This window comes from Enterobacter sp. RHBSTW-00994, assembly GCF_013782625.1.
Lineage (GTDB): Bacteria > Pseudomonadota > Gammaproteobacteria > Enterobacterales > Enterobacteriaceae > Enterobacter.
On sequence record NZ_CP056199.1, the window covers coordinates 616,614 to 642,596 of the forward strand.

The window sequence follows — 25,983 nt, forward strand, 5'->3', positions numbered from 1 at the left end:
AGACCTGGTTTTAAGATGAAAAATGGGTCAGGGTTCGTTGTGAGGAAGTATTGAGTAATGCTGAGGCGATCTTGCCAGACACGCGTGTGTGTAAAGGAAGGTAAATCGGTGAGTGGTTGTAAGTCGTGGGTAAGCGGTCAAAGATGCGGACGAGTGGTTCAGGCTCGCCGCAATCGGGCGTCATTATGTGATTAAGATCACTAAGATTGTTCTTCAGGAACTTGTGTCAGATAGCCTTCCAGAGTCTCAAGGAGTTTATCCTTGAGCCACTCCGGTTCTAAAATCTGGATATTGGGCAGCCAGTAGAAAATCAGCGGCAGGATCTGATTCTCATGTGCGGCCTGGCAACGTAGCGTTATGCCCCCGCTCTGTTCGGCGATTAACGCCTGCTCCGGCAGCAGATTACGTCGTCTGAAGTAGTGTGAAATATTATCGTTAATGAATATTTTCACTTCGAAATTATCTGTTGATACCCAGGGATCGAGGCTTTTCTCCAGTAATTCAACCGCATTATTGTCAGGGGTAAATGTGGTGCTTTGAATATCAAACCAGCTTATCTGACTCAGCGAGAAGGATTTTAGTCGGCTACTCTCGGTCGCTTGTAAATACCATATATTTTTTTTGTTAATGAGTTTGTAGGGATTAATGAGGCGCGTCTTGCCTTTATAAACGATCTGGCAAACATTACGATTCTTAATCGATTTCTCAATATTGGGTAAATGGCGACGAATATCCGTTTGCACAGTATGTTCTGCATCATTGCTCAGAATAAGAATATGGTTATCGTCGACGCGTGACTCGAGTTTTTGCCAAAACTCCGCGCTCCGGTCAGGGAAAAAGCTATCAGCATTCAGGAAGTTAGCAATGGTGTGATGCAGGCCTTGTCCGGCGGATATTTGAGCAGAATGAATCAGGCGATATTGCCCGCTTCCGGTGTGTTCAACAATGGGAGAAAGCGCATTCAAATCCCGGTATACGGTGCGCTCAGTAATTTTAAATTTTTCCATCAGTGCACTGCGGTTGACCACACCGTTTAAATGTAGCTCCATCAGAATATCGACCAGACGTTCAGCCGAGCGGCTCCGCGTCGAATTAGCCATAAGGTATTCCTGTCTATTTTATGATGATGCGCTGAATTATGCAGATGGCACTGACAGGGAATGTCAGTATTCAGACACAAAAAATTTATCTTATGGTTATATAACGGCGTGATTTAGCGGAAACATTAATATTATTTGCGGGGGGATGCGCTGGCCTGAGAATAGCCAGCGCATTGGGGATCATACGACGGCGTCAAGCTCCCCGATTACCGGGTGGAACTGGCGTTTAAAATAGATCAGACCGTGGCCCTCTTCACTCAGGATGATGTTTTTAATTTCAACCAGATAGACAAGATGCGTGCCGATGGTTTGCACCTGGCTTATCACCCCTTCAAGGCTTGCCAGCGCGCCTGTCAGTACCGGTTGCGCGAGCGGGCCTTTTTGCCAGCAGGAGAGGGTAAAACGATCCTCCATCGCCATTCCGGTCATCCCGGCGAAGTGGCGGGCCATGATCTCCTGCTCGTGATTCAGTACGTTGACGCACAGTTTTCCATTTCCCTGAAAAACCGGGTTCATGGCGCTGTTGGCGTTGATGCACACCATCAGTGAGGGAGGCGTGTCTGTGACGGAGCAAACGGCGGTGGCGGTAATGCCACAGCGGCCGGCTTCCCCTTCAGTGGTCACAATATTGACCGCTGCCGACAGGCTGGCCATTGCATCGCGAAAACGCAGGCGTTGTTCATTGGGTTGCATTGAAACCTCCCGCTGCGTTATTTCAGCAGCTTATCCAGCATGTTGATATCGCTGTTGTTGTGCAGGTGTGGCACAGTCCAGCCGTGTTGGTCGTACTCGGACATACAGCGGTCGACCATCGCCATCATCTTGTCCATGTTACCGGAGGTCTGCGCCTGACGCAGGCACTGCAGGCGGATCTCATCCTGGCTACCGGAGTAGTTAATTTCATACAGCTCATGGCGGCCGCCAAACTCGCTGCCAATGGCATCCCACATCAGTTTCAGGATCTTGATGCGTTCGACATGATCCATGCCGTTGGAGCCGCGAACGTATTTCGCCAGATACTGATCGATTTGTGGGTTATTCAGATCACGGGCACTGGACGGCAGATAGATCAGGCCGCTGGTGACGTTACGTTCGATAATGTTTTTGATCTTGGCGTAGGCCATCGGGGCCATTACGCGGTACGTCTGGAGCGCGGCATGATCCGGCAGATATGCGCCGTTGACCCATGGGGTGGCTTCAGAGCACATGGAGTCGCTCAACGCCCAGAACATATTGCGCCAGGCCACCACTTCACCGAGATCGGCCTGTACACCGCGGAACTCCAGCGTGCCGGTACATTCCAGCGACTTTTTCAGCAGGGCGGTGATGAAGTCGAGTTTTACCGCCAGGCGCACACAGGCCTGAAGCGGGTACATACGGGCAAAACCGCCTTCCATTGTCCAGCGACGGCAGCGATCAAAATCGCGGTAGATCAGCACGTTTTCCCACGGAATCAGCACATGATCCATCACCAGAATCGCATCATTTTCGTCAAAGCGGCTGGAGAGCGGGTAATCGAATGGGGAGCCGGTCGCACCTGCCACCATCTCGTAGGAGGCGCGAGAAATCAGTTTTACCCCTTCTGCGTCCATTGGCGCGACGAACATCAGGGCGAAGTCCGGGTTGTCGCCCATCACTTGCGCTGATCCAAAGCCGATCATGTTGTAGTGAGTGAGCGCTGAGTTGGTTGCCACCACTTTTGCCCCGCTGACGATGATCCCGGCATCCGTCTCTTTCTCCAGCTTGATGTAGACATCTTTCACTTCATCAGCGGGTTTATGGCGGTCAATAGGCGGGTTCACAATCGCGTGATTAAAATACAGGCCCGTTTCCTGGATGCGGGTGTACCAGTTACGGGCGTTCTGCTCGAACTGGCCGTAAAACGCCGGGTTGGCCCCCAGGGCGCAACCAAAGGCGGCTTTGTAGTCGGGTGTACGTCCCATCCAGCCGTAGCTCAGGCGTGACCACTCCGCAATGGCATCGCGCTGCTGGCGGAGATCGTCTGCACTTTTCGCCACGCGGAAGAACTTATGGGTATAACCGCCGCTGCCCGTATCGGTTCCCCAGCACAGCGCGTCCTGCATCTCTGGCTTGTGCAGTGCATCGTACATTTGTGCAACGGATGCTGCCGCATTGCGAAATGCAGGATGGGTCGTGACGTCTTTAACGCGTTCGCCATAGATGTAAATCTCACGCCCATCCTGCAGGCTCTTCAGATACTCTTCGCCGGTTAAGGGACGTGTGGCGCTTGCGCGGAAATCTTCAGGTTTCATAGGGACCTCTTCAGTATTAATCGGAATATTATTGTTAAATTTATGTTTTGTTTTTGTTGTTTAATTGAAGCGCGAGAGGCGCGTGGCGTGAAGGGACGATTGGGACAACGGCGGGTACTTTTCGGGCGGGTGCGGGTTTTGTGATCGCGGTCCCCTCACCCTAACCCACTCCCCAGAAGGGAGAGGGAACAATTACCCTCTTTCCCCTTTAGGGAGAGGGGTAACCGGTACTTTCTGCGCCCGGTACGCGCTGGGTGAGCACCCGACCAAGCGATTAAAAAAACGTGCGAAATAGGCCGGATCTTTAAACCCAAGCTGCCAGGCAATTTCGCTTACGGCCCTATCGGAGAACAGCAGTAGACGCCTGGCTTCACGCAGTTGTCGGTCAAAGATCAGCCGCTTGGGCGGGCGGTTGGCAAAGCGCCGACAGATATCAGTCAGGCGCGATTCGGTCAGATGCAGCTCGCAGGCGTAGTCCGGAACCGTCCAGTGCTGGTGGAAATGCGTGTCGATCATCTGGTTAAAGCGCTGGAACAGCTTCAGTTCGCCACGCATCCCACTTGCCGCATGATCGTCGAGCCTCGCATTACGCAGCAGGAGGGTAAACACCGCCTGAGCGAGGAGTACCAGCGTATGCTCGCGCCCTGGCAACTGCTCGGTAGACTCTCGCTCAATCAGCTGCCAGTAATGCGTGAGGGCGGCCAGCTCATCCGGCTTATCGGCCAGTGACAGGCACATACCCGGCAGACCGAACGTTTCCCGCGTGCCAGGGTAGAGCACTTCCAGCAGGGGCCAGATCAGATCTTCTCGCACCGTCAGCACATGCCCGTCGCTGTCTGATTCCGTGATAAAGGCATGCGGAACGGACGGCGGCGTAAGGACAAACAGCGGAGCTTGCACCGAATAGCGGTGATCGTCGAGCTGTAGCTCGATCTGCCCGGTATCGAGAAAGTGCATCTGAAAGTACTGATCATGGCGATGTGCCTGCATATCGCGGCCAAAAAAGGCCGCCATACGGGCAAATGACTGGTAGTGCACATCGTCCGTACCCAGACTTTCGTCATACTCTTTGCTGATATCAATATTGGCGATCGGGCTTTGGCACATAACCGCTCCTTACGGCGTGGCGCGCGGACGCGACGCTTTCATCGGGATCGTCCAGATAATGATCGCCCCAACAACCAGCAGGGCTGCCACAAACCACAGGCCGCTGTTGAAGCTGCCAGTTAAATCTTTCAGCCAGCCGATCACAAAAGGACTGAGCGCCGATCCGATGTTGCCGGTGGCGTTGATCACCGCAATCCCGATGGCCCGTGCGCGGAAGCTAATGGATTGATCTGGTGTGGTCCAGAAGATCGCCATCGCGCTAAAGGAGCCGGTGGAGGCCATGATGATCCCCAGCAGTTGGATCATGCTGTGGCTGGTTGCGGAAGCCAGTAACCAGCCCACGGCAGCAAACAGATACGGCAGGGCGGTGTGGTGTTTGCGTTCCTGGTACTTATCGGAATGTCGGCTCCAGTAAATCATGCCAAGAATGGTGCAAACTTGCGGGATGGCGGCCAGCAGGCCAATGGTGATATTGCTGCTGCCCTCGTTGAAGCTTTTGAGGATCTGCGGCGTCCAGATGCTGATGGCGCTCAGGGTGTTGGTCAGGCAAAAATAGGCCAGCGTATACATCAGCACAATCGGAGTGAACACCTCACGCCACAGGCTGCGTTGCTGCATGGCGTGATGGCTGATTGCCCCTTCGGGCTGCACCAGCGTCAGCCTGTCGTTATCCATCATCTCCTGCAGGCATTTTTTGTCATCATCGGTCAGCCATTTGGCTTTGGAAGGGGAGTCATCCAGCCAGAACCACACCATGATCCCAAGGAGAACTGACGGGAAACCTTCCAGCAGGAACAGCCACTGCCAGCCGTGCAAATTCAGTATGCCATCCAGCGCCAGGATATAGCCGGAGACGATAGATCCCAGCGCGGTGGTGACGGGCATGGCAATCATAAAGAGGGCATTGGCGCGGGCACGGAAAAACGCCGGGAACCAGTAGGTTAAATAGACCAGAATACCCGGCAGAAAACCGGCTTCGGTAATGCCCACCAGGATACGCAGGATGTACAGGCTGTTCGGCCCGGTGGCAAACATCGTTGCAGTAGAGGCTACGCCCCACAGCACCATGATGGTGGCGATCCAGCGTCGTGCACCGACGATCCCCAGCATGATATTGCTGGGGATCCCGAAGATCACATAAGCGGCGTAAAACAGGGTCGTTGCCAGACCAAACATGGTGGCGCTGAGGCCGAGATCACGGCCCATCGTGAGGCCGGCAAAGCCGATATTGATGCGATCCAAAAACGAAAAAATAAACAGGACGAACAAAAATACGATCAACCGACGAAACAGTTTGTTGATGACCGCCTGTTGCCGGGTGGTCAGTTGCTTATGCTGATTTGCCGGATCGAGCTGGTCCGGAAGTGCTGATGATGTATCGCTCATTGTCTTTCCTCTGATGGGAATTTTTGTAGGATGCAGCGGGTGTGTTGTGGGTAGCAGCGTTAATACACGCCTGAATCTGGCGCTTTTTGTCCTGCGCCAAAGCGTTCCGCCAGCGCTTCTGCTGCGCGGGCCAGCAGGGTGGTATCGACCCCAACGGCGACAAACAGCGCGCCGAGTTCAAGGTAACGTTTTGCCAGCACCTCGTTCGCCATCAGGATGCCGGGCGCTTTGCCCGCCGCGCGGATCTGCGCAATGGCCTGTTCGATGGCGGCCTGAACGTAGGGGTGCTGCGGATCTCCTGCAAAGCCCATATCGGCACTGAGATCCGCAGGGCCGATAAACACGCCGTCTACCCCATCGATATCCAGGATCTGCGGCAGATTTTTCAGCGCTTCACGGGTTTCGATTTGCACCAGAACACACATGGCATCGTTGGCCTGATGCAGATAATCCGGTATGCGGTTCCAGCGTGAGGCGCGTGCCAGTGCGCTGCCCACGCCGCGAATGCCTGCGGGAGGATAACGTGTCGCGCTAACCGCCAGACGCGCTTCGTCGGCGTTTTGTACCATCGGAATCAGTAGTGTTTGTGCGCCAACGTCCAGCAGTTGTTTGATCTGCACCGGGTCGTTCCATGACGGACGCACGACCGGCTGACTGGCATACGGCGCAATGGCCTGTAACTGGGTCAACACAGTTTGCACGTTATTAGGCGCGTGTTCCCCGTCGATCAGAAGCCAGTCAAAGCCTGCACCAGCCAGCAGTTCGGCGCTGTAACTGCTGGTCAGCCCCAGCCACAAACCGATTTGCGGGCGGCCGGCTTTCAGCGCCTCTTTGAAGCTATTTTGCATGTGGATCTCCTTACACAAAGCGGCAGCTAATCGAGCCCATGTTGCCGTAGTCGACATGGAAGGTATCGCCTTTGCTGGCGGCAACCGGTCGGGTAAATGATCCGCCAAGGATGATTTGGCCGGGTTCGAGTTGGACATCATACGGGGCCAGTTTGTTGGCCAGCCAGGCCACGCCATTGGCCGGATGATTCAATACGCCAGCCGCGACGCCAGTCTCCTCAATCACGCCATTGCGATAGAGCAGGGCGGAGATCCAGCGCAGATCCAGGGCGTCAGGTTTAATGGGACGACCGCCGAGGATCACCCCCGCGTTAGCCGCGTTGTCCGAAATGGTGTCGAACACTTTGCGTGGACGCTGGGTTTCAGGATCGATGTTGTGGCAACGGGCATCAATCAGCTCCAGTGCCGGGATCACATAATCCGTCGCGTTGTAGACATCAAACAGGGTGCAGTTCGGGCCGCGCAGCGGTTTCGCCAGCACAAACGCCAGTTCTACTTCGATGCGTGGGACGATAAAGCGCTCAGTCGGAATATCGCTGCCGTCGTGGAAAAACATGTCGTCGAGCAACGCTCCGTAATCGGGTTCACTGATCTGTGAACTGGCTTGCATCGCTTTCGACGTGAGGCCGATTTTGTGGCCTTTCAGCACGCGGCCTTCGGCGATTTTCAGGCTTACCCATTCGCGTTGTACGGCGTAAGCATCGTCGAGGGTGATCGTTGGGTAATCGAGTGAGATCTGGCGGATCTGTTCCCGGGACTGCTCAGCCTGATGCAGACGGCGGGCAATCAGGGTATGGGTATGTTTGTCGAGCATAGAAAACCTCAGCGAAATAACGCGTGCACATTGTTTTGTTTGTAATTGAGCGTCGGGTGCAGCTCATCAAGCTCGAACGACAGCGCCAGATAGCGGCTTGCCATCAGTTCGGCAAAATGCGTTTTGATAAGCCCGAACAGCATTTCACCAACGGCTTCCCGGCTCTCCAGACTGCGACCCGCACCGATTTTCAGCGTCATATGTACAAACGCGTAGTCGTGCTTGCCGTCAGCCATCTGCCAGGTATCCAGCCAGTGTGCGCGGCTGCGAATACCTCCCAGAGGGAAAACACCGGTGGCGGCCAGCGCCTCGTTCACTTTGGCGAAAAGACCCGGTAAATCGGCCTGCTCGCGGATGTTGTCCGTACATTCAGCGATAAAATGCGGCATGATGCGTCCTTAGGCAGGGAGCGGAAAAACAGCGTTAACCTGGCCTGTACCGGAGCTGGCGAACAGCTCCGTCAGGAACTCCACCTTGCCGTCGTACTTGTCCCAGCCAAGCATGCCGAGCAACATGACGGTGTCGTGCATATTGCCCTCGCCGTAGCAGTAGTCGGCGTATTCCGGCAGCATATTGCAGAACGCTTTAAACTGGCCTTCGCGCCACAGTTTCACCACGCGCTCGTCCATCTGACGATCAAACTCGCGGGTATAGCTGTTCATCCCTTCTTCCGCGCGCTGGTCGTCAATAAAGCGGTGTGACAGTGAACCACTGGCAAGTACGGCAACCGTACCGTCATATTTTTCAATCGCGCTGACGATGGCCTCACCCAGCTTGCGGCTGTCGGCAAAGTCGTGAACGGTGCAAAACGCGGAGATGGAGATCACCCTGAATGTCTTGTCACTGTTCATGTAGCGCATCGGCACGAGCGTGCCGTATTCCAGTTTCAGGCTTGGGATGTTGTGCGCTTTAGCTCGCACGCCAAGCTTCACTGCTTCGTCGGCGATGAGTTGGCCGAGTTCCGGATTGCCGTCGTAGTCGTAGGTCATATCGCGAATAAAGTGGGGCAGCTCGTTACTGGTGTAGAGGCCGGAGAAATGGTCCGCACAGTTGATGTGGTAGGCGCTGTTCACCAGCCAGTGGGTGTCGAACACGATGATTGTATCGACGCCGAGCTCCCGGCAGCGCTTGCTGATCTCTTTGTGCCCGTCGATAGCCGACTGACGACAGCCATGGTTTTTCCCCGGTAGCTCAGAGAGATACATTGACGGAACGTGGGTGATTTTTGCGGCTAAGGCTAATGTGCCCATTTCAGACTCCCCATTTTGGAATTGGATGGTCGCCCATGGAGATGCAGACGTTTTTCATCTCGGCGAAGACCTCAACGCTGTATTCCCCACCTTCACGGCCCGTACCAGAGGCTTTCACGCCACCAAACGGCTGACGAAGATCGCGGACGTTCTGGGTGTTTACGAACACCATGCCCGCTTCGATACCCCGCGCCAGACGCAAGACCTTGCTGATGTCCTGTGTCCAGATGTAAGACGCCAGACCGTATTCAATGTCGTTTGCCAGGCGCAGGCCTTCCGCCTCGTCTTTAAATGGCAGCAGACAGGCGACGGGGCCGAAGATCTCTTCCTGCGCCACGCGCATACGGTTATCGACATCGGCCAGTACGGTGGGGCGCAGGAAATTGCCGCTGCGAAGGTGTGCAGGCAGATCGGTCGGCTTATCCGGGCCGCCCGCCAGCAGGGTTGCTCCCTCTTCAATCCCCAGACGGATATAACCGGAGACTTTCTCCCAGTGCTGATGGCTAATCAGTGCGCCCACCTGAGTCGTCGGATCGGCTGGATCGCCCACGCGCAGACGGTTAGCACGCTCGGCGAAGCGTTTCACGAACTCCGGATAGATACTTTTCTGAATGAAAATGCGGGAACCGGCGGTGCATCGCTCGCCGTTGATGGAGAAGATGGTGAACAGGGCAGCGTCCAGCGCGCGTTCGATGTCCGCATCTTCAAAAATCAGCACCGGAGATTTCCCCCCAAGCTCCATTGAGTACTTTTTCAGGCCGGCGTTCTTCATGATGTTGCGACCAGTTGCCGTACCGCCGGTAAAGGAGACCGCCCGGACATCGTGATGGCGTACCAGCGCGTCACCTGCGGTTGCACCGTAACCCTGCACGACGTTCAGTACACCCGCCGGGATCCCGGCTTCCAGCGCCAGCTCGCCCAGACGGTCGGCCGTCAGCGGCGACAGTTCAGACATTTTCAGTACTGCAGTATTTCCGAGCGCCAGACACGGCGCGACTTTCCAGGTCGCAGTCATGAACGGAACGTTCCACGGAGACACTAACGCACAAACGCCGACGGGCTGCACCAGCGTGTAGTTCAGCATTTTGTCGTCAACCGGGTAGGTCTTGCCGTTCATCTGCTGGCATACCTCGGCGAAGAATTCGAAGTTGTGTGAGGCACGCGGGATCAGAACGTTTTTGGTCTGGTGGATCGGCAGACCGGTGTCGGCGGTTTCCATTGCCGCGATGTCTGGCACGTTTTCGTCGATCAACTCGCCCAGGCGACGCATCAGGCGAGCGCGCTCTTTCATTGGCAGGTTGGCCCATTTCGGGAAGGCCTCTTTTGCCGCGGCAACGGCCTGGTTCACATCGCTTTCGCTGCCGGAGGCCACTTCCGCTAATACGTCGCCAGTTGCGGGATTCGTGGTCGGGAAGTAGTCGCTTCCCGCGATGTTTTTACCGTTGATCCAATGGTTTATCTTTTTCATTTCACGCTTTCCTCACTGACAATTCGATTGACCAGACGTCCCACACCTTCCACTTCCACGATCACTTCATCGCCAGGCTTGACGTCAGAAAGGCCTTTTGGCGTGCCGGTGGCAATCATGTCGCCTGGTTGCAGGGTCATAAATTCGCTCAGGTAAGCAATCAGGAACGGGATGCTGAAGATCAAATCTGCGGTGGTTCCTTCCTGGCGCAGTTCACCGTTAACCCAGGTGCGCAGGGCTAAATTGTGTGGATCGGGGATGGTCTCTTTCGCCACAACGTTTGGGCTGATGGGGGTTAACCCGTCACGGCTTTTTACCCGCAGGTTTGGGCGGTAGTAGTTTTCCAGATAGTCGCGGATGGCGTAGTCGTTACACACCGTGTAACCCGCGACATAATCCATTGCTTCAGCTTCACTGACCTTGCGCGCCGTTTTGCCGATGACCACCACCAGTTCCGCCTCGTAGTGCATGTATTCCACATTGTGCGGGCGTACTGACGCCTGGTTGTCGCCGTTAAAGGTGTTCGGCGCTTTGATAAATACCAGCGGTTCGGTAGGCGGCTTAAAGTCCAGCTCGCTGGCGTGATCGGCGTAGTTCAGTCCGAGGGCAAACAGCGTGGCGTGGGGATGTGGGCCTTGCGCAGTAGAGACCTCACGCTCGTCAACCACCGGGTTTTCAAGCGTTGGGAAGCCTTTTGCCAGAATACGCACGCGATCGCCGGGGCGAAGCGCTACGCGGGTATGCGGTGTACCAATCAGGATCGCATCGCCGGGGTTTAGCGTGGCGAACTCACTCAGCGCGCTTAACAGCTCTGCGGCACTGCGCTGTAAATCACGGGTGTTCCAGTGATCCGCTTCGCGGCCGTTGATTTCGGTGATGATGGTCAGGGCATCGATGTTATCGACGGTGGAGAGTGCTCCCAGTGGGCAAAATCCGTCGCGGCATTTGGCTTTAATCGCCGGGCGATAAAAGCTCTCTTCCGGCAGGCTCACTTCGTTGGCGAGCGCATATCCGGCAATGTATTCCGCCGCCTCATCCACGCGGACTTTGCTGGCTGTTTTACCCACGACCAGCGCAACCGTTGCGCCGCTTAGCACCGTTTCCCCCTGGGGGAGCGGGATCGGTTCACCTGCGCAGATCACGGTATTGTGCGGTTTGATAAACCATACCGCTGTTTTCGGTGGTGTGTTGTAGGGGGCTTTTTTAAACGCCTCACTCCAGGCTTCACGCTGGCTTTGATGGTTTAGCGCGACGGCAAAAACAGTACCTTTCATTCACATACTCCTCAGGCCGGAAGTCCGGGCTGTGATTTCATTAATATGTTAATGATCTGGTTTTATGCTTTTGCTGTTTATTTGGCAATCAGAAGTGAAAAATTTGTGATATGAATAACAATAAACTTACATTTTGTTTTTGATTATCAAATAAATCATGTTGTTAATGAAATTCATTGGTTTCTGTTAGACTTTTTTGCTGAAAATGTGTTGTTTATAAAAACATCTTTTATGAATTGTTTACTTGTTAATGACTATTGGGGAGAGGTTATGCATGACTCATTAACCATCGCGCTGTTGCAGGCCAGGGAGGCGGCAATGTCTTACTTCCGGCCGATTGTGAAGCGGCATAACCTGACGGAACAGCAGTGGCGCATTGTGCGTGTGCTGGCGGAAAGCCCATCGATGGATTTTCACGATCTGGCATTTCGCACCTGTATTTTGCGCCCAAGCCTGACGGGCATTCTGACGCGCATGGAGCGTGACGGGCTGGTGTTACGCTTAAAACCAGTGAATGACCAGCGCAAGCTGTATGTGTCGCTGACCCAGGAGGGCAATGCGCTGTATCAGCATGCGCAGGCGCAGGTGGAAGAGGCTTATCAACAGATTGAGGCGGAATATACGCCGGAGAAAATGAAACAGTTAACGGCGCTGCTGGAAGAGTTTATTGCGCTGGGAAACCGCCATATTGCTGAGCGGGGAGGTCAATAATGGAGAGTGCAATGGAAACAGTAACGCTGTCACTGGAAGAGGCCTACGCGCTGGCGCATAAGGTGTTGTGCGAGAATGGCTTTAATGAAAAACATGCCGCTGTGATTGCACAAAACGTTACCCATGGGGAGCGTGATGGCTGCGCTTCTCATGGGCTGTGGCGGCTGCTGGGGATTGTCGAGACGTTACGCAAAGGTAAGGTTTCACCCGATGCTGAGCCGGTTATCACCGATACTGCTCCTGCCATCGTTAAGGCTGACGCGGGTGGCGCATTTTCGCTGCTGGCGTTTGAAAGAGCCTTACCGCGATTGATTGAAAAGGCGCGCGGTTGCGGGATTGCCGCACTGGCGATTAACCGCTGCGTACACTTTTCTGCGCTGTTTGCCGACGTTGAGCCATTAACGGAGGCCGGGCTCGTGGCGCTGGCCACCACTCCCAGCCACGCCTGGGTTGCCCCTGCAGGCGGAACACAACCCCTGTTTGGCACAAACCCGATTGCGTTTGGCTGGCCGCGTGGGGATGCGCCGCCGTTTATTTTCGATATGGCCACCAGTGCTGCGGCGCGCGGTGAAATTCAGCTCCATCAGCGTGCAGGAAAAGCTGTGCCGGAAGGCTGGGGGATTGACGGTGACGGACAGCCCACAACGGATGCGCAGGCGATCCTTGATGGGGCGATGTTGACGTTTGGTGGGCACAAAGGGTCAGCGCTGGCGGCAATGGTTGAATTGCTGGCCGGACCGCTGATCGGTGACATGACCAGTGCAGAATCACTGGCCTGGGATGACGGCGCCGGGGGGCTGCCATATGGCGGAGAACTGATATTAGCCTTAGATCCATCCCGTTTCTTAGGGAATGACGCGGCGGTTCATCTGGCGCGTGCTGAGACACTTTTTTCGGGTATGCAGCAACAAGGTGCGCGGTTGCCTGGCGAGCGCCGTTATCTTTCTCGTCAGCGCAGCAGTCGCGACGGTGTAGAGATAACCCATTCACTTTTCAGGGATATATCTTCTTTGGCGAATTAATCATCTGTACCGTCAACATAACAAGAGGGATTTTGTCCCTCTTGCCAGTACGTTTTTCGTAAAGTTTTCCTTTTCCAGGCCGAAAATTCTGTTATCTGTCTGATGGAAAGAGAAAACATGTTAAATCGAATCAAGATTGTCACCAGCTTATTGCTGGTTTTAGCTATTTTTGGTCTGTTACAACTCACCTCTGGTGGTCTTTTCTTCAATGCCCTGAAGCATGACAAAGAGAATTTCACCGTCCTGCAAACCATTCGTCAGCAGCAATCTACGCTCAACGGTAGCTGGGTGGCGTTGCTGCAAACCCGTAACACCCTGAACCGTGCGGGTATCCGCTACATGATGGATCAGAGCAATATTGGCAGCGGCGCAACCGTATCTGATTTGATGCAAATTGCCTCTGCTTCTCTGAAACAGGCGGAAAAAAACTGGGCTGACTACGAAGCTCTGCCGCGCGATCCGCGTCAAAGCGACGCCGCTGCGCTGGAAATTAAACGTAACTACGATATCTATCACGGCGCACTGGCGGAACTGATCCAACTGCTGGGTGCAGGAAAGATTAATGCGTTCTTCGACCAGCCGACGCAGAGCTATCAGGATGGTTTTGAGAAGCAATATGTGAACTATTTGCAGCAGAACGACCAGCTGTACCAGACGGCAGTGAGTGACAGCAATAGCTCATATGGCCAGGCTATCTGGGTGCTGATAAGCGTGCTCATTGCGGTGCTAGTAGTGATTGTCGTTGTCTGGCTGGGCATCAAGCAGACACTGATTTCCCCACTCAATCGACTGATCGACAGTATTCGCCATATCGCCAGCGGCGACCTGGTGAAGCGTATCGATGTGGAAGGTTCTAACGAGATGGGCGAACTGGCCGATTCTCTGCGTCATATGCAGGGTGAGCTGGTGCGTACCGTGGGTGACGTGCGTAACGGAGCGAACGCCATTTACAGCGGCGCGAGCGAAATCTCCATGGGTAACAACGATCTCTCCTCCCGTACTGAGCAGCAGGCTGCCTCGCTTGAAGAGACCGCGGCTAGCATGGAAGAACTGACGGCTACGGTTAAGCAGAACGCCGAAAACGCCCGTCAGGCGAGCAACCTGGCGTTGAGCGCATCTGAAACCGCACAGAAAGGGGGGAAAGTGGTGGATAACGTGGTGCAAACCATGCGTGACATCGCGGGCAGTTCGCAGAAAATTGCCGACATTATCAGCGTGATCGATGGTATTGCCTTCCAGACCAACATCCTCGCACTGAACGCTGCCGTCGAAGCCGCACGTGCGGGTGAGCAGGGCCGCGGGTTTGCGGTGGTGGCCGGTGAAGTGCGTAACCTGGCACAGCGTAGCGCCCAGGCGGCACGCGAAATCAAGAGCCTGATTGAAGACTCTGTCGGTCGGGTTGAGATTGGCTCAACGCTGGTCGAAAGTGCCGGTGAAACCATGGGTGAAATCGTGAATGCGGTAACCCGTGTGACTGATATTATGGGCGAAATTGCGTCTGCTTCCGACGAACAAAGCCGTGGTATCGACCAGGTTGGTCTGGCAGTCGCTGAGATGGATCGTGTGACTCAGCAAAACGCCTCGCTGGTGGAAGAATCCGCTGCCGCTGCGGCTGCCCTGGAAGAGCAGGCGAGCCGTCTGACTCAGGCTGTTGCGGTGTTCCGTATTCAGCAGGAACAGGCCCGTGCGCGCGAATTTACCTCAGTGAAAACGGCTTCAGCGCCGGTTATGGCGCGTAAATCGGCCTCTACCGATGCCGGTGATAACTGGGAAACTTTCTGATGTAAAAACGCCCTGTTCAGGCAGGGCGTGACGTTAACATCAGGCGCATGGCACAGCGTGATCCATACGTGAGACCGTGCGCTGTTTCTTCCTCTCTTTTCTGGCGTAACTCTGCCGGTAGTTCTTCATCTGACACCATCGCAAACCCCAGACGCATATAAAATGGCGCATTCCACGGCACATCCCGGAAAGTGGTCAGCGTGAGGGATGCGCGTTTCTGCATGCGCGCCTTTTCAGCAACACAGGCCAGTAGCTGGCGACCAATGCCTTTTCCTTGCCATTCCAGATGAACCGATAACTCCACAATAAACAGCGACAAGGCATGAGCGTCGGCCAGAACAAAGCCTACGGGTTGCCCATCGGCAAGCGCCACCCAGCTCATTTCCTGTTCGGCGAAGAGTTGATGCTGCTCAACAGAAATGCCGGGACTGTCAGCAAGCCAGGCGAGTGCAGGGAGATCGCGAAAACGTTGGCCCGCAGAGTGTTCAATGGCGGGCAGGGAGGTGATGTCAGCCTGCGTGGCAGGACGGTAGGTGATTTTCATGGCCTGAAGTATAGCGCGGTGTGTAGCAGCCCCGACAATATAACGTTTGCCGGGGCGGTCGTGAGGCTTAGTCTTTTCGTGGGTCGCTGATCGGTTGACGCACAAGGAAGATATAGGCCAGCGCGCCGATTGCGGTGACGCAGCCGCAGATAATCAGCGCCAGGCGGAAAGAGTGTGTGGTATCCACAATGAACCCGGTGATGATCGGGGCGAACGAGGCGCAGATAAAGCTCGCAAAGTTCTGGATACTACCGACAGAGGCTGTCATGCGCGATGCCACGGCAACGTGGATCAGCCCCCAACAGGATGTTCCGGCAAAATGGATACAGAACAGCGCCATACCGATCAGCAGGACAGCACTCATCGAGGTGGTGGCATTTGGGACGATGAAAGTGAACGCCGCCGAGCAGAACATGCCGGCAATAATACAGATTTTACGGCTTTTGATGGGGGCCATTCCTCCTTTGACCAGCCAGTCAGTGACATAGCCGTTGACTAACATACCGGCTGCGCCAAACAGGAAGGGGATCGCGGCCATCAGGCCAGTGCTTTTTAAATCCAGGTTATAGGAGGTTTGCAGATAACCCGGTAGCCAGGCCAGATAGAGCCATGCTGTGTAGTTGATACCGCTGAAACCCAGCATCATTCCCCACATGGTGCGGTTGCGGAACAGGCTACGCCATTCGGCAAAGCTCAGTGGATCGCGACGCACATTGATACTGCCTGCATTGAGGTAGGCCTGTTCGACGGGTGTCAGTTCAAGCTGTTCGCGGTTGCGGTAAAGCATGTACCAGCCAATGGCGAGAAAAACACCCAAAATCCCGATGGTAATGAACATGCCACGCCAGCCCATCACCAGCATCATGGCGGCCAGAATCGGCGGACTGATTGCGACCCCAATGGTGGATGCGGCGTTGAAGAAGCCCATCGGGCGACCGCGCTCTTTAATGTTGAACCAGTCGTTGATCACCTTCACACCGCACGGGTTCATTGGCGCTTCACCAATCCCCATGCCGATACGCACCAGAACGAATTGCGTGAAGCTGTGCACCATGCCGGAAAGCGCCTGGAAGAGTGACCAGAAGAACATGCCCAGCCCGAGCATAATACGTGGACCTTTACGATCTAACAGCGGTCCGCAGGGAAGTTGTGCAATACCGTAAGCCAGAGAGAACACGGACAGCAGTGCGCCAATTTGCGTTGCGCTGAGTCCCAGTTCTTCACGAATGGTTAAATTCGCAACGGACAAAGAACTGCGATCAAGATAATTGATTACCGCAGCAAAGAATAAAAGAATCATGGCTGTTGTCTGAATTCGTTTTATTCTGCTACTGCGTTGAATCATTCCCTCAGGCGGCACTGAAATATCCGCAGGTGAGGGAGCGTCGAATGAAGAACGCGGATCCAGGGTAATATTGTTTTTTTCCACGCCGGACTCCTGAATGTTATAGTTTTATTGTCTGGGCAAGCTGTTGTTGCACAGAGTGGATTTTTAAAATCAGCAGTGAAATAAATTAATCACCACCGCTCACAAATCTTTTTAATGCAGTCGACTGTTTGTGAGCATAGGTAAGGGATATTTTTCCGGCGTTTTAATTTTGATGAAACCGTGCACTTGATAGAAATTTGCTGTTTTTAATCCGTTCTTAATGAGAACCCTCACTACTCTGATTGATCGACCGAATCATCGATTGTTTGGCTGAATTCAAATGGTTACAGAGTGCCAGAGTGGCATCCAGGTCACTGCGGCAAATCAGTGCGCTGAGAATAGTCATGTGCTCGTCAATGGCGATGATGTTGCGCTGCTTGAGATCGCTCTCATCCCATTGGTAGTGAAAGTGGAATATCACAGAAATGATTTCAAGTGACTGATTAAAAAAGATGTTTCCTGCTGCGGAAAGCAGTAGCGCATGGAAATCACGGTCGAGCTGGGAAAACATACGAAAGCTGCTGCCGATGCTGTCGCGCAGCATTCGATGACGTTCAAGAAGCGTTTTTGCCTGAAGCCAGCGAGGGTCATCATCGGGTAAGTTGAGGAAGTGCTGTAGAGCGTGCGTCTCCAGCATTTCCCGTAGCTCAAACAGTTGCTCTGCATAAGCCTGATCAAACTGCTTCATGCTCCATTGACCGCGTTTTTCACTTTGGATGAGGTTGTAACGCCCGAATTTTAAAAGATATTCGCGTACAACAACCGGGCTGACACCCGCTGACCGTGCCAGCTGCAGTTCAGAGAATGTCTCCCCAGGTCGAAGCTGACGCTGGTTAATCATGGTGAAAAAAGCCTGTTCAAAAAGGCGGTTTTGTTCGGCCATGGAGGCGCTGGTACAGGCAAATCCGTCATCATTATCGGGTCTGCGAACGATGACATAATCGCTGCCGACCTGCGTCAGTACGCCGCATTCGCTCAGGTGGCCCAGGATATGGCGCACCGTTGTACGGCTGATGTTGTACATTTCCGCCAGGGCGCTTTGCGACGGTAAGGGGGACGGAATATGACCGCGTGCCATATCGTCGATGACCTGGTTAATCACATTGTGGCGTAAGTTTTGCGAACGACTCATGGTTCCCTCCGTTTTTGTTCATTAAAACCCGATTTAAAACATTTTTGTGAGTAGCTATTCACAAATTATGTTTCTGGTTTCTCTGCCCGTTTATTTTTCATCGATATCTGAGGCAACAAAAAAACGGGAGGGCTGAATGATGTCAACAATGAATACGCTGATTTGCGAGGAACCTAAAAAACTGATCTGGAAAATGCGTGAAATACCGGTTCCAGGCGATCGTGACGTGTTGATAAAAATAAAAGCAGTAGGGATTTGTGGGACGGATATTCATGCCTGGGGCGGCAATCAACCTTTTTTCAGTTATCCACGAGTATTAGGGCATGAAATATGTGGGGAGATTATTGCGCTGGGTAAAAATATACCCAATATGAAAACAGGTCAGCAGGTTGCCGTTATTCCTTACGTTGCCTGTCAGCAGTGTCCGGCGTGCAAAAGTGGGCGGACCAACTGTTGTGAGAAGATCTCGGTGATTGGTGTCCATCAGGACGGCGGATTCAGTGAATATTTGTCGGTCCCTGTTGATAATGTGTTACTTGCTGAAGGCATTGATCCCCATGCCGCGGCGTTGATTGAGCCGTATGCCATTAGCGCACATGCGGTGCGCCGGGCCGCAATCATTCCTGGCGAGCAGGTTCTGGTGGTGGGGGCGGGGCCGATTGGCCTTGGCGCGGCGGCGATTGCAAAAGCGGATGGGGCGCAGGTGGTGGTGGCTGATACCAGTCCGGCGCGTCGGGAGCATGTCACTGCCCAGTTGGGCGTGCCCGTAGTGGATCCTTCTGCTGACGATTTCGACACCCAGGTGCGCGCGCAGTTTGGTGGTTCACTGGCGCAAAAAGTCATTGATGCTACGGGTAACCCACGTGCGATGAACAACACTGTAAATCTGATTCGTCACGGTGGCAGCATTGTTTTCGTGGGGTTGTTTAAGGGCGATTTGCAGTTCTCTGACCCGGAATTTCACAAGAAAGAGACCACCATGATGGGCAGCCGCAATGCGACACCTGAGGATTTCGCCAAAGTCGGTCGCCTGATGGCCGAGGGGAAATTGACCGCCGATATGATGCTTACACATCGCTACCCTTTCACTACGCTGGCGGAGTGTTACGAGAAAGATGTGATCAACAATCGCGAACTGATTAAAGGTGTGATTACGTTCTAGTTGCCATGCAGCGCCCGGAGTGATGTTGGGCGCTGTTTTTTTTATTCTGCACAGACCAGCAAAGGTGAAAAGGCGTTACTGATGACCGTAGCCTCATCGGGTGTGCGTTCAACCGTCACTAACCGTTTTTGACCGAGGGTTAAGCCTTCAATGTATTTTTCAAATATGCCGTCAGGAAGCTGGTCGTGCCCAAAACGTTCGATCTTCAGGATCGTGATTTCGTAGAGTGAGTCATGCATGTGTTGCCATGAAAACATCTCCTGGCGTGACACTTGCCATCGCTGTTGCTTACGGGTGACGTCCCCGTTGAGGGTGAGATATCCGGTTCCGTCGTCATGAAAGCGAAGAAAAATGCCTCCCTCGACGTTGAATGTTGGAGCTGTACGTTGATCCGTAAAGGTGAGATTGCCCTGACAGGAGAGGGAGAGTGGCGGCGTGCGGAAATACCAGAACAGTGCCAGGACGATCAGAACCCCATTGAAGGCGATAACCCGCCTGACTTTTTTGCGTGTCATTTTTACCACTTGTAGTAGTAGAGCGTGCGGCAGGCGCGGGCTTTACTCTTTGTCAGAGAGCATTGTGAAAGAACCAGTCGTCCTTCGTGGTCATAGAAGAGCGTATTTTGAATGTGCAGGTAAAAAACGGAGTTGTTCAGGCAGGGCAGGTTGCCTTCGTGCTGTATCGCCTGAGTCAGTGAAATCGCCTTGCCGCGAAACACATCCGCCAGGGGGGTAAAGGTGTACACCGGGCACTTCCCGATACGGGTAAGCAGATACAGCGGTGTACGATCCTGTTGTTGCTTTATCACCACTGACCAGAAGCATAGCGTCATCACAAGCAGCGTCATCGCGATGCACAATAGCCTTGCTGGATACCCGTGACGCGGTTTTTCGGCGGATATAACCTCTTTTCTCTCTGCCCGAAGAGGCTGCACCGGGATATCTGCACTCAGCATGAACCCCGTTTTGGGAATGGTGATAATAAATCGGGTGTCCGGAAACTGGCTGACCAGCATTTTCCGTAAGATACTGATGTACTGGTTTAACGAATTATTTGAACCTTGCAGGCCGCGTTCGTCCCAGACCTCGCTCAGAAATACTTCTCGTTCAACAACGTTCCCGTGATGAATCACCAGCAATTGCATGATGGCATTTGCTGTGCCAGTGAGTATCTGAAGCTCTTCATCCGGCGCATCGACACGTGAAAGAGAACCGTCTTCGTCGTTATAGACGAGGACATCAGCGAGCAGGTATTTCATAGACAGTTGTAAAACAGGCAGAGAGAACGAAATACAAACGGTGAGTGTTGAACACACAGTTCATCAGGTAAGGCTGCCATTCTATCTAAAATGTTACCGATAACATTGATCCAAACTGGTTTTTGTTCAGATCAATAAGTAAACGGTAAACGGGTCAAAGCATGAGCGACTGCCGCTCAAGCAGGCATATTTTGCGGTGAAATTGTGCCAGGTTTTGGCAGTGGAACTTACTCATCGCATTTCGCTTGTGGGTGTAGATGGTTTTGGGAGATTTTTTTAACAGTTGTGCGATACGCGCCAGACTTAATCCTTTGCCAATCAGCATGCAGACCCGTAACTCTGAACGGGTGAGCGTGGCATCCGGCTCGGCGACATCCGTGAAGTCGGCTGTTTTTAAGCGGTTGCTGAGCTGGGCGATGGACAAATCGGCAGCAAGGACATTGACCCGCTCACTGGGCAAATATACCTGGATATCGTTGATCCGAAACGCCTCGGTAAAGACCAGCCAGCCAAGATCCGTGGCACTTGTCATCACCTGTTCGCGGATGCGCAAAATGTTCTCAGGCCTAACCTCATTGATCCAGAAAATGTCCGGACGTGGGTTCATCATCGCTGAAACAATGGCTTTGAGGCCGAGCCACAGGAAGTAGTTGTCACTCAGGATAATGATCTGATAATCAGCATATGTGGTGCGGGGCATAATCGTTTGTTTATTCCACAGATAACCCTGGCCAGCTGTCGCCGTCAGTATTTAAGAGGTGCTCAGTGTAAGAGGGGGGCTCTTTTTGTGGGTATTTATAAATGAATTTGTGTTAAACAAAGAATATTATTTCTGTTTATAAGTGCTTTATAGATTTTTGATTTGAGACTGTGCGCCCGACAGAATGCCGGGCGCGGAAGAACATTAACCTTCACTGTTCACTATTTTAATTTCGACCATCCCAATGCCCAATTTACGAGGGGAGTGACCGAGGATATTCCCTTCGTTGGTGGATTGCGGGTCTGGCGGGACAATGACCACGGTATTGCTGCGGGAAGGGTTGTCAAAATGCAGCGTGGTGGTTGTGACATCATTTCCCAGGACCAGCTCCTGCTCGTTATTCCCGACGCGAACAGGAATAGGATGGTTCGCGTTTGGACCAAAGGCTTTAGCGGTAATGACCAGATCAAATTTCTCTGGTAGAGGATGAGCGTATTCAATTTTCACTTCATCACCCAGTTGCGCGTTGGACCAGCGTCCCCAGGATTCCGGGCGGGAAATGCCGCTGAACTGTTTAACCTCTTCCGGCGCGCCCGCCACGTTAAAGATGAAGCTGTCGGCTTTGTAACGAATATCGTTATCGACGATTTTCAGCATGTCGACGTTGCGCTGATAGCGGGCAGTATCGATCACGGTATCTTTAAACGCGGTTTTGCTTTTCCAGAGTTCTTTATCGACACGCTGGACGGTTTGTTCCCCGCCAAGTTGTCCCTGAGATACACACCAGTCGGTAGACAGAGAGAGTGGCTGAGACCAGAGCTGGCCCATTTTGTAGCACTTGTCGATCCAGACAAAGTTATCCCGCGGGGCGAAATCAGCCAGCTGGAAACGTAATGGCGCAGAGTATTCACTCTCTGGGAGCGGCTCGACACGGTTATCCGATACCCGCAGCAGCAGTGGCAGGCGGAAGTGGCTGCCCGAGAATGCAATCATGCTTTTCTTCTGGTCGATCGTGAAGTCTTTCATCTCTTTCGGGAAGTTCCACAGGCGGATGATATCTGGCTTCCACGCGAGGATTTTCTCCCTCATATTGAGGAAAACTTCCGACAGAGATTGTCCTGACAGCGTACTGCGGCCCAGGCCAATAAAGTTATCGCCTCCCAGAATATCCAGCACGGTTGCGCCGTTGTCCATCGAGTTACGCTTGGTGGCAATAACATCCTGCTGGGGGTGATCGCCACGCAGAACAAAGAACAGGTTGCTGCGATCCTGCTTGTTCAGCGCGTCCCACGCGCTGTTTTTCATCGCCAGGTGGTCGGAAGAGACCACAATCACCGTGTCTTTGAAGTATGGCGAGGCTTTAATTTTCTCGATTAACGCCGCGATATGCTCCTGACTGCAAGTGACCGCACTGAATGATTTATTGTTTTTGCCATTGATATCGTAGCGTTTGCGTTTACAGGTACGTGACACAAACCCGTCAGGGTGATGGGTATCAACGGTCAGGGCAAAGAGGGAGAAACGCTTACCGGAACGGGACAGCGCTTCAAACTTTTTCCAGGTTTCGTCCAGGACGGTGTCGTCGTAGAAGCCCCAGTCGTTACGATAGTTAGGGTCTTCCACCGTGGTTTTTAACTCTTCCGAACCGAAGAGGTGGTCAAAACCGTGCGATCGGAGGAACACATCTTTACCGGCAAAACGCAGGTTGGCCCCTTGTACAAAGTAGTTTTCGTAACCGGAGTTTTTCAGGATATCGCCGAGGCAGATATTCTGAGGGAAGAAGCTCGACATTGACGCAGAGGCATTACCTTCAAACGGCGCAAATAATGGGATGCCGCACTGCGAGGCCACCATACCGGCGATGGTGTAATCCGTACCGGGGAGTTGCATGGTGTGGCTGAAGTCGAGTCCTTCATTTTTCAATGCGCCCAGTTCTGGCGTCAGATTCGGGAAGGCATCGTCATCAAAGTAGGTTCGTTCCAGACTCTCACCGTAGATGTAGACCAGATTAAGTTTTGGATGGGCAATTTGTTTCGACGGTTCTTTGTAGTAGGCGATGAAATCCGGATCGCCGTCGCGTGACTGCGATTTGACCAGCTCGGTGATCTGGTGAAACGCCGGGCTGGCATCAACGGAGGCCAGAGCCAGAAAAAGTGCCAGCAGGCTGTAGCCAACATGATGTGGATGATGGCGACGGCGGCGCAGCACCCAGGCCAGCGTGCTAAAAATAGCCACTAACGCCAGTACGATCCCTGCACCAGGAAGGATGTACTTGCCCACACCCGCGCCGGTCAGACTGTTGGTCAGGGTATAGAGAACGGCATCATTAATACCGTCACCGGTAAAGTAATCGCTGGCATATAAGGTAATGTTTAAGACAACAAAAATACCGAGCACCACTAATGTGGCGACAAACCACCAGGTGTTACGGCCCGCTTTCCAGGCATAAATGCCAATGGAAGCAAGGAAAAGGGTTAGGGACATCAACTCTGACAACAGCCTATCCTCATGACGCCAGTTTCTTAGCTGGCTAACCGATCGTTTTTTGGTAATACAATGTAATTGCGATGACGCATAGCTGCAATTTTAGTGTCACTAAAATGTGCTGTTGTTAGGATTTGGTTTAGATATTTATTTTTTTGAAGGCGGTCGCACCCCGGTGGAGGGACGCTGAGGGACTGGCAGGGGGTAAAAACGCTCAACTGACGCCGCGTTGCAAGACTAACGCAATAAACGCGGCGTGTTGTGACAGAAAATGGGGCGGATCAGGAGATGAAGTTCATACCCTGTTTTAACACCAGATCGCAGGCTTTGGTTTTCACTTTTTTCGCCAGGGCTGAGTCCCCGATGGTGCTCAGGTTAAGCTGCTGACCATCTTTGGCATTAAGCAGACCCTGGATCCCATCCATATAGTTGGTGTCCTGTTTCTGCTCTTGCGTATCCAGACCCAGTTTGCCCAGAACCTGGTTTTTGATGTTTTGCGTGTCGGTCACTGAGGCCAGCTTTTGCTTCGCGCAATACTCTAAAATACCTGCCGCGTTATTCATCGTACCCGCGCTCAGGCTTTGCGTATTACCGCCCAACAGGCTGGTAAGCGAAGAGGCTGAAAGCCCGCCGCTCTGAGAACTGCTGCTCTCTTTGGTCAGTTCGTTCGCTGCGCTGGCCAGTGAATCCTGCCATGAAGCTGCCTGTGCGACGCCGGTAACCAGCAGTGCGCCTAATGCTGTGCTGAGAAGAAAATGCTTTTTCATAATAGCCTACTCGAACAAAGACCCTTATCGGGCTGGAAGTGGCTCAGTATATACCTCCGGGCCACCCGCACTTCCTGGAAATATCCTAATACTCTTTGCCGGTTACGCGGCTACGGTAGCTTTCCCAGTCAAAAATTATATAGAGACTATTGCCGAGCTTCATGCGATCCATGACGCGCTCACCCAGCAAGCGTGTCATCTCATCGATATTGTGGTTGGTCAGCATCCCGGTCGGGCGCTTTGACGACGATCGACGGTCAACAATTTGGTTAATAATCACCTTTTCATAACGTGATTCGGTCTGAACGCCAATCTCGTCAATGACCAGTAAATCCACATTGCTGAGATCGTTGAGCAGTTGCTCTTCGCTGGTCTCACGGTTGCTGAATGTGTCTTTCATGGCTGACATGATGTCGGCAACGGTAATAATCAGAACCGATTTTCCGCGCAACAGCAGCTCATTGCAGATGGCGGCCGCGAGATGGTTTTTCCCGGTTCCAGGTTTACCGCTAAAAATAAAGCTGGCAATGTTGCCGTCAAACTCGTCCACATACTGACGGGCCAGATTGAGGGCGTTCATTTGCCCCTGAGACTCGACTTTGTAATTATCAAAGGAGCAATTCTGGTGCAGGGGACGGATGCCTGAGCGGTTGAAGGTGCGCTGCATTTTCATGGCGCGATTTTCGCGGGCAAGGGCGGCTGCGCGGATCTCGCCCTGTTCTTTTTGCCAGGCCAGTAACTCTTCACCGGTGGTGAAAGCGGGTTTTACGTTGGCTGGCATCATTTTTTGCAGCCGTTTCATCAGGTCGCCGACGTTTTTCATTTCGCACCTCGGAATCCATGGGGGATCTGTTTATCCGGTTCTGAAAAAGCGTTGATATCGCGTTTAGCCTGGCCACCGCTATTGGCGCGGTTGATCTGGATACTGCGCGCGAGTTTCTGCTGCCATTGAATATGATGGAATACTTTGCCTTCAGCCTGCCAGTACGCCGTAAATGCAGCCAGCTCTTCTGGCGTCACCGGCTGTGAGAGTGCAATGCCCCATAATGCGGCCTGCCGCTGAAAATCAGCATCGGGCTGCCATCCTGCGTACATGGCAAATTTTCCCATAGGAATGGCAACGGGAGCACTGCCTGGCTCTTCAAAGAATTGTGTATCCAGAGTCACATCACTCACCGGACGTGACAAACGCGACTCTATGTCTAAAAGCTGGGCCAGACGTTCCGGCGTTACCGCGTAAAACGCAGGGGCGTTGTCCGCAAATACCGCGACTGTGCCGCCTTCGGCGTTGGTCAGGACGCCACGGGGATCGCGCATAAAGGCATCAATGCCAGCGATGCTGGTGGTCAGAATTCTGGAAGACATACACTATCTCAACTGGGTTACTACGGGCGTGATATGGGCTTATGGTAGCACAGAGATAAAGGGGGGAGCAGGGGGGATATTCGGGACGAATACCCTCCCCCAACGGA

Annotated in this window: 25 protein-coding genes; 4 read left to right on the forward strand and 21 right to left on the reverse strand. The window is 53.3% G+C overall.

Features of this window, described 5'->3' with window-relative positions; genetic code table 11:
• Positions 1 to 200: 200 nt before the first annotated feature.
• From HV346_RS02945 to hpaG, 11 genes are all read right to left on the reverse strand, one after another.
• Positions 201 to 1,100, reverse strand: coding sequence for a WYL domain-containing protein (locus HV346_RS02945; RefSeq protein WP_181622114.1), 900 nt, complete (start codon positions 1,098 to 1,100; stop codon positions 201 to 203).
• Positions 1,101 to 1,280: 180 nt separating this feature from the next.
• Positions 1,281 to 1,793: a 4-hydroxyphenylacetate 3-monooxygenase reductase subunit gene (locus HV346_RS02950; RefSeq protein WP_181622115.1), complete on the reverse strand. Its 513-nt coding sequence runs from the start codon at positions 1,791 to 1,793 to the stop codon at positions 1,281 to 1,283.
• Between the two features lie 17 nt (positions 1,794 to 1,810).
• Complete coding sequence (hpaB, locus tag HV346_RS02955; RefSeq protein ID WP_181622116.1) at positions 1,811 to 3,373, reverse strand: 4-hydroxyphenylacetate 3-monooxygenase, oxygenase component; 1,563 nt, start codon at positions 3,371 to 3,373, stop codon at positions 1,811 to 1,813.
• A 192-nt stretch (positions 3,374 to 3,565) separates the two neighbouring features.
• Positions 3,566 to 4,480 carry a 4-hydroxyphenylacetate catabolism regulatory protein HpaA gene (gene hpaA / locus HV346_RS02960; RefSeq protein ID WP_181622117.1) on the reverse strand — a complete coding sequence of 305 codons (915 nt, stop codon included), beginning with the start codon at positions 4,478 to 4,480 and terminating at the stop codon, positions 3,566 to 3,568.
• A gap of 9 nt (positions 4,481 to 4,489) precedes the next feature.
• Positions 4,490 to 5,866, reverse strand: a complete 1,377-nt coding sequence (gene hpaX / locus HV346_RS02965) for a 4-hydroxyphenylacetate permease (protein WP_181622118.1) — start codon at positions 5,864 to 5,866, stop codon at positions 4,490 to 4,492.
• Between the two features lie 59 nt (positions 5,867 to 5,925).
• Entirely contained in the window at positions 5,926 to 6,714 is a 789-nt protein-coding gene (gene hpaI, locus HV346_RS02970; RefSeq protein WP_181622119.1) for a 4-hydroxy-2-oxoheptanedioate aldolase, read from the reverse strand.
• A 10-nt stretch (positions 6,715 to 6,724) separates the two neighbouring features.
• Positions 6,725 to 7,528: a 2-oxo-hept-4-ene-1,7-dioate hydratase gene (hpaH, locus tag HV346_RS02975; protein WP_181622120.1), complete on the reverse strand. Its 804-nt coding sequence runs from the start codon at positions 7,526 to 7,528 to the stop codon at positions 6,725 to 6,727.
• A gap of 8 nt (positions 7,529 to 7,536) precedes the next feature.
• A complete protein-coding gene (locus HV346_RS02980) occupies positions 7,537 to 7,917 on the reverse strand; it encodes a 5-carboxymethyl-2-hydroxymuconate Delta-isomerase (RefSeq protein ID WP_181622121.1) in 381 nt (126 codons plus the stop codon).
• A 9-nt stretch (positions 7,918 to 7,926) separates the two neighbouring features.
• Entirely contained in the window at positions 7,927 to 8,778 is an 852-nt protein-coding gene (gene hpaD, locus HV346_RS02985; protein WP_181622122.1) for a 3,4-dihydroxyphenylacetate 2,3-dioxygenase, read from the reverse strand.
• A 1-nt stretch (position 8,779) separates the two neighbouring features.
• Positions 8,780 to 10,246: a 5-carboxymethyl-2-hydroxymuconate semialdehyde dehydrogenase gene (gene hpaE / locus HV346_RS02990; protein ID WP_181622123.1), complete on the reverse strand. Its 1,467-nt coding sequence runs from the start codon at positions 10,244 to 10,246 to the stop codon at positions 8,780 to 8,782.
• Complete coding sequence (gene hpaG, locus HV346_RS02995) at positions 10,243 to 11,520, reverse strand: 4-hydroxyphenylacetate degradation bifunctional isomerase/decarboxylase (RefSeq protein ID WP_181622124.1); 1,278 nt, start codon at positions 11,518 to 11,520, stop codon at positions 10,243 to 10,245. The genes hpaE and hpaG overlap by 4 nt, the downstream gene beginning before the upstream one ends.
• 270 nt (positions 11,521 to 11,790) lie before the next feature.
• Between hpaG and hpaR the strand changes: the two genes are divergently transcribed.
• From hpaR to tsr, 3 genes are all read left to right on the forward strand, one after another.
• A complete protein-coding gene (gene hpaR / locus HV346_RS03000; protein ID WP_181622125.1) occupies positions 11,791 to 12,231 on the forward strand; it encodes a homoprotocatechuate degradation operon regulator HpaR in 441 nt (146 codons plus the stop codon).
• Positions 12,232 to 12,242: 11 nt separating this feature from the next.
• Entirely contained in the window at positions 12,243 to 13,253 is a 1,011-nt protein-coding gene (locus HV346_RS03005) for an Ldh family oxidoreductase (RefSeq protein WP_181622126.1), read from the forward strand.
• A 117-nt stretch (positions 13,254 to 13,370) separates the two neighbouring features.
• On the forward strand, positions 13,371 to 15,035 hold the full coding sequence (gene tsr / locus HV346_RS03010) for a methyl-accepting chemotaxis protein (protein ID WP_181622127.1): 1,665 nt from the start codon (positions 13,371 to 13,373) through the stop codon (positions 15,033 to 15,035).
• A 16-nt stretch (positions 15,036 to 15,051) separates the two neighbouring features.
• On the opposite strand, the gene HV346_RS03015 is transcribed toward tsr, so the two are convergent.
• The 3 genes from HV346_RS03015 to HV346_RS03025 form a co-directional block, all read right to left on the reverse strand.
• On the reverse strand, positions 15,052 to 15,579 hold the full coding sequence (locus HV346_RS03015; protein ID WP_181622128.1) for a GNAT family N-acetyltransferase: 528 nt from the start codon (positions 15,577 to 15,579) through the stop codon (positions 15,052 to 15,054).
• Between the two features lie 67 nt (positions 15,580 to 15,646).
• Positions 15,647 to 17,008, reverse strand: a complete 1,362-nt coding sequence (locus HV346_RS03020; RefSeq protein WP_181622129.1) for an MFS transporter — start codon at positions 17,006 to 17,008, stop codon at positions 15,647 to 15,649.
• 217 nt (positions 17,009 to 17,225) lie between these two features.
• Positions 17,226 to 18,140 (reverse strand): GntR family transcriptional regulator, encoded by a 915-nt coding sequence (locus HV346_RS03025; protein ID WP_181622130.1) that lies wholly within the window; start codon positions 18,138 to 18,140, stop codon positions 17,226 to 17,228.
• A 139-nt stretch (positions 18,141 to 18,279) separates the two neighbouring features.
• On the opposite strand from HV346_RS03025, the gene HV346_RS03030 reads away from it, so the two are divergent.
• Entirely contained in the window at positions 18,280 to 19,302 is a 1,023-nt protein-coding gene (locus HV346_RS03030) for a zinc-binding alcohol dehydrogenase family protein (protein ID WP_181623678.1), read from the forward strand.
• A gap of 41 nt (positions 19,303 to 19,343) precedes the next feature.
• Here the strand turns inward: HV346_RS03030 and HV346_RS03035 are convergent, their stop codons facing one another.
• The 7 genes from HV346_RS03035 to dnaT all read right to left on the reverse strand — a co-directional run bounded on the left by HV346_RS03035 (position 19,344) and on the right by dnaT (position 25,876).
• Positions 19,344 to 19,817: a FidL-like protein gene (locus HV346_RS03035; protein WP_181622131.1), complete on the reverse strand. Its 474-nt coding sequence runs from the start codon at positions 19,815 to 19,817 to the stop codon at positions 19,344 to 19,346.
• A 2-nt stretch (positions 19,818 to 19,819) separates the two neighbouring features.
• Positions 19,820 to 20,560, reverse strand: a complete 741-nt coding sequence (locus HV346_RS03040; RefSeq protein WP_181622132.1) for a winged helix-turn-helix domain-containing protein — start codon at positions 20,558 to 20,560, stop codon at positions 19,820 to 19,822.
• Positions 20,561 to 20,714: 154 nt separating this feature from the next.
• Positions 20,715 to 21,260 carry a helix-turn-helix transcriptional regulator gene (locus HV346_RS03045; RefSeq protein ID WP_181622133.1) on the reverse strand — a complete coding sequence of 182 codons (546 nt, stop codon included), beginning with the start codon at positions 21,258 to 21,260 and terminating at the stop codon, positions 20,715 to 20,717.
• A gap of 204 nt (positions 21,261 to 21,464) precedes the next feature.
• On the reverse strand, positions 21,465 to 23,756 hold the full coding sequence (gene opgB, locus HV346_RS03050) for a phosphatidylglycerol--membrane-oligosaccharide glycerophosphotransferase (RefSeq protein WP_181622134.1): 2,292 nt from the start codon (positions 23,754 to 23,756) through the stop codon (positions 21,465 to 21,467).
• A 269-nt stretch (positions 23,757 to 24,025) separates the two neighbouring features.
• Positions 24,026 to 24,511, reverse strand: coding sequence for a DUF2501 domain-containing protein (locus tag HV346_RS03055; protein ID WP_239006534.1), 486 nt, complete (start codon positions 24,509 to 24,511; stop codon positions 24,026 to 24,028).
• A gap of 85 nt (positions 24,512 to 24,596) precedes the next feature.
• Positions 24,597 to 25,334, reverse strand: a complete 738-nt coding sequence (dnaC, locus tag HV346_RS03060; protein ID WP_181622135.1) for a DNA replication protein DnaC — start codon at positions 25,332 to 25,334, stop codon at positions 24,597 to 24,599.
• Positions 25,331 to 25,876 (reverse strand): primosomal protein DnaT, encoded by a 546-nt coding sequence (gene dnaT, locus HV346_RS03065; protein WP_181622136.1) that lies wholly within the window; start codon positions 25,874 to 25,876, stop codon positions 25,331 to 25,333. Before dnaT ends, dnaC begins: the two co-directional genes overlap by 4 nt.
• Positions 25,877 to 25,983: the final 107 nt, after the last annotated feature.

Bases quoted from the DNA above. Each gene is read 5' to 3' on its own strand.
- HV346_RS02945 (WP_181622114.1), bottom strand. From the start codon at position 1,100: ATGGCTAATTCGACGCGGAGCCGCTCGGCTGAACGTCTGGTCGATATT.
- HV346_RS02950 (WP_181622115.1), bottom strand. From the start codon at position 1,793: ATGCAACCCAATGAACAACGCCTGCGTTTTCGCGATGCAATGGCCAGC.
- hpaB (WP_181622116.1), bottom strand. From the start codon at position 3,373: ATGAAACCTGAAGATTTCCGCGCAAGCGCCACACGTCCCTTAACCGGC.
- hpaA (WP_181622117.1), bottom strand. From the start codon at position 4,480: ATGTGCCAAAGCCCGATCGCCAATATTGATATCAGCAAAGAGTATGAC.
- hpaX (WP_181622118.1), bottom strand. From the start codon at position 5,866: ATGAGCGATACATCATCAGCACTTCCGGACCAGCTCGATCCGGCAAAT.
- hpaI (WP_181622119.1), bottom strand. From the start codon at position 6,714: ATGCAAAATAGCTTCAAAGAGGCGCTGAAAGCCGGCCGCCCGCAAATC.
- hpaH (WP_181622120.1), bottom strand. From the start codon at position 7,528: ATGCTCGACAAACATACCCATACCCTGATTGCCCGCCGTCTGCATCAG.
- HV346_RS02980 (WP_181622121.1), bottom strand. From the start codon at position 7,917: ATGCCGCATTTTATCGCTGAATGTACGGACAACATCCGCGAGCAGGCC.
- hpaD (WP_181622122.1), bottom strand. From the start codon at position 8,778: ATGGGCACATTAGCCTTAGCCGCAAAAATCACCCACGTTCCGTCAATG.
- hpaE (WP_181622123.1), bottom strand. From the start codon at position 10,246: ATGAAAAAGATAAACCATTGGATCAACGGTAAAAACATCGCGGGAAGC.
- hpaG (WP_181622124.1), bottom strand. From the start codon at position 11,520: ATGAAAGGTACTGTTTTTGCCGTCGCGCTAAACCATCAAAGCCAGCGT.
- hpaR (WP_181622125.1), top strand. From the start codon at position 11,791: ATGCATGACTCATTAACCATCGCGCTGTTGCAGGCCAGGGAGGCGGCA.
- HV346_RS03005 (WP_181622126.1), top strand. From the start codon at position 12,243: ATGGAAACAGTAACGCTGTCACTGGAAGAGGCCTACGCGCTGGCGCAT.
- tsr (WP_181622127.1), top strand. From the start codon at position 13,371: ATGTTAAATCGAATCAAGATTGTCACCAGCTTATTGCTGGTTTTAGCT.
- HV346_RS03015 (WP_181622128.1), bottom strand. From the start codon at position 15,579: ATGAAAATCACCTACCGTCCTGCCACGCAGGCTGACATCACCTCCCTG.
- HV346_RS03025 (WP_181622130.1), bottom strand. From the start codon at position 18,140: ATGAGTCGTTCGCAAAACTTACGCCACAATGTGATTAACCAGGTCATC.
- HV346_RS03030 (WP_181623678.1), top strand. From the start codon at position 18,280: ATGTCAACAATGAATACGCTGATTTGCGAGGAACCTAAAAAACTGATC.
- HV346_RS03035 (WP_181622131.1), bottom strand. From the start codon at position 19,817: ATGACACGCAAAAAAGTCAGGCGGGTTATCGCCTTCAATGGGGTTCTG.
- HV346_RS03040 (WP_181622132.1), bottom strand. From the start codon at position 20,560: ATGAAATACCTGCTCGCTGATGTCCTCGTCTATAACGACGAAGACGGT.
- HV346_RS03045 (WP_181622133.1), bottom strand. From the start codon at position 21,260: ATGCCCCGCACCACATATGCTGATTATCAGATCATTATCCTGAGTGAC.
- HV346_RS03055 (WP_239006534.1), bottom strand. From the start codon at position 24,511: ATGAAAAAGCATTTTCTTCTCAGCACAGCATTAGGCGCACTGCTGGTT.
- dnaC (WP_181622135.1), bottom strand. From the start codon at position 25,334: ATGAAAAACGTCGGCGACCTGATGAAACGGCTGCAAAAAATGATGCCA.
- dnaT (WP_181622136.1), bottom strand. From the start codon at position 25,876: ATGTCTTCCAGAATTCTGACCACCAGCATCGCTGGCATTGATGCCTTT.